Origin of the sequence: Paenibacillus sp. B2(2019) (assembly GCF_008370385.1) — a bacterium.
Taxonomy (GTDB): domain Bacteria; phylum Bacillota; class Bacilli; order Paenibacillales; family Paenibacillaceae; genus Paenibacillus_AQ.
On sequence record NZ_VTZR01000017.1, the window covers coordinates 347,470 to 353,485 of the forward strand.

2 protein-coding genes are annotated in these 6,016 nt (G+C 40.8%); both read left to right on the plus strand.

Going from position 1 to position 6,016, the window contains the following annotated elements:
• Positions 1-7 precede the first annotated feature (7 nt).
• Entirely contained in the window at positions 8-1,621 is a 1,614-nt protein-coding gene (locus PAENI_RS15860; protein WP_188114587.1) for a response regulator, read from the plus strand.
• A gap of 372 nt (positions 1,622-1,993) precedes the next feature.
• Positions 1,994-6,016 (plus strand): discoidin domain-containing protein (locus tag PAENI_RS15865; RefSeq protein WP_149645937.1); only part of this gene is annotated, 4,023 nt, incomplete at its 3' end.

Consider the following 6,016-nt stretch of genomic DNA (forward strand, 5'->3'; position numbering starts at 1 on the left):
CCGAGAGATGAATGTAATGATCGTAGAAGACGAGACTATTATGAGATTGGCATTATCTACGCTGATTGACTGGGAATCGAACGGATTTCGGATTGTTTATGAAGCGAGTAATGGTTATCAAGCCCTTCAGTATATCAAGGAAAATCGAGAGATTGACATTGTGATTACGGATTTGAAGATGCCTGTGATGGATGGTTTAGAGCTTATTGATGAGCTTAATCAGTTTATTGGGACTTCTCCACATGTTGTCATTTTAAGTGCGTATGATGATTTTGAATTTGTAAGGAAGGCATTTAAGAGGGGAGTCAATGACTATATTCTTAAATCGGAGATGGATCCGAATGTTGTACTGAATCTCTTGAATCGGATCAAGCACGACTTTGAAGTTGAACAGACCATGTCAAGACAATCGAGAGAAATCCGTAATGGCGAACAGGTACGATTGAAACAGCAAACCATCCGGGAATGGCTTGAAATTGGCGTGAGTCCTCAGTCGGAACCTTCTATTCTGGAGGATTTAAACATGAGGTTGGAATGGAACAGCATTACAGTTTCCATGATTCGAGTAGAGGGCTTTGCTGAGGTACAGGATCGGTATGGATCGTCCATTGGGGAGTTTGTAAGTTCCGTTGTAAAGTCTATTGATCAAGTGCTAACAGAGGTAGGAACAGGTGAAGTTATTAGTTGTAATCCGTATGAGTACGTGGTGGTCTTATCGTTTCAAACGAGTAGTTTAATGCATGTGCGACAGCGTATTTCGCAGATCATGAATCAAATCATATTTGTACTGAAGGAATACATCAATATTGGGGTCACGATAGGCGTAAGTGAGCTGTGTGAAGAGGTAAAGCAAATCCCGGCGTATTATCTTCAAGCTCGAAAAAATGCTGATTTGCGCTTCGTTATTAATAAGCATCGAATCATTTATCCTGAGGATGCTAGACATTTCTTGAAGCAGTCGGGAGAGACCTTGATCGGGAAAGAGAAAGCCTTGCTGGATGCATTGAAGGAGGGGAAAGAGCAATCGGTGCTGCAAGAACTAGACAAAATGTTCACACTGATAAAGCGTTCTGCCTCCATGGGAAATGAGGTACTACGTACCCGATATATGGAACTCTTAATGATATTAGTGAAGTTCATGTATGATAACGGTTTCGTAAATAACCAGGAAATGAATAAGATCGAGGACGTATATCGAATGGCTTGGCAGATTGACTCCGCCGCTCACTTGCAAGCCAGGATTTCAAGCTTGGTTCAGCAGCTTCTTCAAGAGATGGATAAGAAGGCGGGGCAAATGAATCGGGTTGTAGCCGTTGCCCAAGCTTTTATTATGGAGCATTATGATGAAGATATTACACTTCGGAAAGTAAGCGAAATCGTGCATTTAAGTGAAAGTCATTTCAGTACATTGTTCTCCAAGGCGGTAGGTGAGACTTTTAAAGAATTTGTAACAAAAGTACGCATGGAAAAGGCAATGGAAAGTATGAAGAAGGAGCCTTATCTAAAGATATATGAGATTGCAGAGCGTACAGGATATGCTAGTACTGAGCACTTTAGCCGGGTTTTTAAGAAGGTGACTGGCGTGAGTCCAAATCAGTTTATGAAAACGGTTTCTAAGTAACCTAAAACTATATCATGATTTCGAAAACGGATACCGTCTAAAAAGATGGTATCCGTTTTTTCTTGACACAATACTAATCGGAAAATTTATCATGAAATCGAAATTATCGTCATTAACATATAAGTAGCGGGTGGATAGGATGGAAAGATAAATAATACGGTTTATTTACCTACCGAATGACCCCCGATAATTTTCAAATTTTGCTAACTCCACATATTCAGTTTATTGAGAAAATACGCAGTACTCCTACCCCACGGTGATAGTTCTACCCTAATTTGGAGGTGAAATCATATAAGAGCCTAATTAGATAGCCAGAGGCTGCTACAGCATCTATACTCCTTTAGTTTATATTATATTTTAAAGAGGTGTCTTATGAAGAGAACAACTTTATGGCTATTAATTTTCTCATTGATATTAGGAATGGAATTCTCAAGTACAGCTGTTTATGCAGAGAGCGATCGTACTATTCAGAATACAAATGGTAGAACCGTATTGAATTTAAATAGCGACTGGGGATTCTACAGAGGTGATTTAGCTGGTTCAGAGGCTATTGACTTTGATGATCAGGCATTTACCAATATAACCATTCCACACACCATGAGACTGGAGAAGAAACATGCGAATGGTGGGCGAGCCGTATATCAAGGAATAGGTTGGTACAGACGTTATTTTACGGTTGACGAGATGTACAGAGGAAATACAATCAATATTGACTTTGAAGGTGTCATGACCGACAGTGAGATCTATTTAAATGGAGAAAAAATTTATTCCCGTAATGGTGGTTATATCGGATTTTCTGTAGATATTACAGATAAAGTTAAGTTAGGTGAAACCAATGTTCTAGCCGTAAAGGTATCTAGCTATGATAGTCCAGATACACCGCCAGGAAAGCCAGTTGCTAATCTCGATTTCCATTACTTCGGTGGTATTTACAGAGATGTAACTATGAGAATTACAAATGATTTACATATTTCAGATGCATTACAGGCTGATAAAACAGCTAGCGGTGGAGTTTTTGTGACTTATCCTGAAGTAAGTAAAACTTCTGCTAAGGTGAATGTGAAAACCCATGTCGTAAACAAGAATAATACTTCAGCAGATACGAAGGTTGTAAGCAAGATTGTGGACAAGGAAGGAAATATCGTTGCTCAGGGTGAAGCTGTTGCTGTAAGTATACCAACAGATGGAGATCATCAGTTTAATCAGGGATTGACGATAGGCAGTCCAAATCTATGGCATCCAGATACACCTTATCTGTATTCTTTAGTCAGTGAAGTATATAATGGGTCAACTCTAGTAGATTCTGTAACGACAAAGATAGGGATTAGAACAATAGAGTACAAGGCAGATGGTCTCTATATCAATGGGGAAAGATTATATTTACGTGGAGCCAATCGTCATCAGGCTTATCAGAATATCGGAGATGCAGCTCCTAACTCGATGCAGTATCGTGATGCTATGCAAATCAAGGGAAATGGCTTTAATGCGGTTCGAGCGACTCATTATCCCAATGATCCGGCCTTTTTAGATGCAGCTGATGAATTAGGATTATTAGTTATTGAATGTCAGCCCGGCTGGCAGAACTTCACGAGAACTCAAAAGTTCTATGATCTAACATTAAGAGATACACGGGAAATGATCAGACGTGACAGAAACAGACCATCCGTAATCCTATGGGAAACTTCACTAAATGAGACGGGCTATTCAGCAGCATGGGCAAAAGAGGTTACTGCGATTGCTCATGCAGAATATCCTGGCAACCAGATGTATACAGCGGCTGACCATGGACTTCAGGGATCTTTCTATGATGTGAACTACAAAGTCGTCGATACGAATTGGGATGCTGACTCAAGCAAATGGACTGATTTTGATCCCAACAAGCCATTTTTTACTCGCGAATGGGGTGATTTTGAAGAATCCAGCAAGGCGCTGAGAAAAGAAGGCGAAGACGCGATGATGACTCAGATTTTGACGCGTCAGAGATATTTAAATGGAGATGGTTACTCGGACTGGGGTGGCCTCGATGCGAATGACAGAATAGGTGGTTACTTCTTATGGAGCTGGAATGACTACGCGCGCGGATCAACAACGAAGACATTGGGAAGTGGAACAGTCGATATCGACAGATATGAAAAATATGATTACTACTGGTTACAGTCCATGCAATCGGCTAGAAATCCTGTTTATGGTCCAATGGTGTTCATAGCTAGCACATATTCTCCAACCTCAAGCCTAAATATTAACGTATTCAGTAACTGCGACAGTGTGAAGCTATATCAGAATGATGTATTGGTACGTGAAATGACAAGGGAAGAAGCTCTGAAATCTGTTCCGAACATCGCTAAAAAAGGTGGCAGCCCCATCTTTACATTTACATTAGATAAGTTTGCGGCTGGAGAGCTTAGAGCAGAAGCGATTTTAGATGGGAAAGTTGTGAAAACGCATACGGTTAGAACACCAGGTCAAGCTGCTGGAATAGAAATTGAAGTACGTGACAGAGGAATCATGCCCGTTGCAGATGGTTCAGATGTAATCCCTGTATACTTCAAAGTCGTTGATGCAAATGGAACGGTAGTACCCAACTACGAGGGTAAGATTAAAATTGCTGTAACAGGTGAAGGTGAACTCGTCGGCAAAAATATTGAACGAATAGGTGTCGAAGAACAGAGCGTTGAAGGCGGTATAGGTTTCGCATTTGTAAGAACTGCAGACGTCAGTGGAAATATTAATATTCATGCTACAGCAGAAGGATTAAATGCGAGATCCAAAACTGTAAGTACAGTACCCTATAAAGGGCAGTTTGTCCCTGACGGACAGCATACACCATGGGTTGGTGGAGTTGACAAACTAGAAACCACAGAACAGACCTATAAAAATATTGCAATTGGTAAACCTGTTACAAGTTCTTCTGAACAATCAGGTAACTTTGCAAAAAATGTAGTAGATGATGACGAAGGTACAAGATGGTGTGCCAATGGAGCATCCTTACCGCAGTGGATTCAGGTTGATTTACAAAAAAGCAGCGCAATAGCTGGTTTTCAGGTGATGTGGGAGAGAAGTACAAATGTTTATAAGTACAATATTGAAGTATCAGAAGATGGAGATAACTGGAAAAAGGTTGTTGATAATACATTAAACACCACACCGAATGGACATGAAGAAACAAAGCTCGTAGAAACCAAAGGGAGATATGTAAGATTAACCATTGTTGATCGTATAACCAATGGAGATTGGGCATCTTTATATGAGTTTAAGATCATACCTTTAGAAAATGAAGAACCCGGTGACAGAATTACAGATGCGAAAATTGAATCTATCACGTCATCTTCGGAAAGTGAAGCAGACAGGGGTACGGGTAAACTTAGAGATGGCGTAACGACGATAGGAACAGGCTGGTTAGTCAAGGAATTAACGCTTCCGCAGTCCGTTACCGTCAAATTCAATAAACCGCAATCGGTTATTGGAAGCCGTATTTTCTGGGAGAAGGACAGTAACTGGTACACGTATGATTTAGAAGTTTCTACGGATGGCCACACATGGCAAAAGGCACTCGATAATCGTTATGTAGGTGGACAGCATTTCACACCAGAGACATTTGCTAAGCCGTATGACAACATCAACTATGTTCGCGTAACGATCAAGGACATCATTGCTGGCGGCGGGTTCAGAATAGGTATGGCGGAATTGATATTATATGGACAGGATTATACAGAACCAGAGCCTAAGAATTTTGACTATGCAAGTGATCTGGAATGGGTATCCGCACATAGTGATTATAATGCAGTACTTAAGGATGAGCCACAGTATGGTGGTTCCAACCTTGACTTGAACACGGCAGCTGGAGTGAAGACCTTTACGAAAGGACTATCATCGGATACAAATTCAGAGGTTGTATACCATGTAGATGGACGTGGATATACAAGATTCCAATCCTATGCAGGAATTGACAAGAAAGCTCCTAAAATGGGTGGAGAAGCAATCTTTAAAATATTTAAAGATGATGAGCTAATCTATACAAGCCCTGTCAAGATGCGAGATGACAACTGTGAATTTATTGATCTTGATATCACAGGAGCCAAGCAGATTAAGCTTGTTGCTGAATGGCATGATAATCCTGCAAATCCTGAAGCTAGGTATAATACGCATGTGGACTGGGCGGATGCCAGATTCGTCAATGGCGTAACTGTAACAGAACTAAAAGGAGCGATTGCAGCAGCTCAGGTCAAAGTAGATAAAGCAGTCGTTGGTGATCAGCCAGGACAATATCCACAAGCAGCAGTAGATGCATTAAAAGCAGCGATTGAAGCAGCACAAGGTATTGTAGAGAAAGCAACAACACAAGCAGAAGTGACAACAGCGATTGAAGCGCTTCAAGCCGCAGTAAAAGGTTTCGAT